The 253-nt window shown below is 58.9% G+C and carries 1 pseudogene; it reads left to right on the top strand.

From position 1 onward, the window contains the following. Positions 1–253 (top strand): annotated as a pseudogene (locus tag ACYP03_RS27085) (single-stranded DNA-binding protein); the annotation flags it as partial.

The following is a 253-nucleotide window of genomic DNA, read 5'->3' as shown; positions in this document are numbered from 1 at the left end:
AAGGTCAGCTTCAGACCCGTAAGTGGCAAGACCAGAGCGGTCAGGATCGTTACAGCACTGAAGTGGTTGTTCAGGGTTATAACGGCATCATGCAAATGCTTGGCGGCCGTGCTGGTGGTCAGGGCCAGGGTGCTCCTATGGGCGGTCAGCAGCAGCAGGGCGGTTGGGGACAGCCTCAGCAACCGGCTCAGCAGTCACAACAGCAAAACTATGCGCCTCAGCAGCAGTCTGCGCCTAAGCAAGCCCAGCCTCA

The organism is Photobacterium sp. R1 (assembly GCF_054600795.1).
Note: the sequence above shows the minus strand (reverse complement) of the source record. Positions and strands in the feature narration are given on the sequence as shown.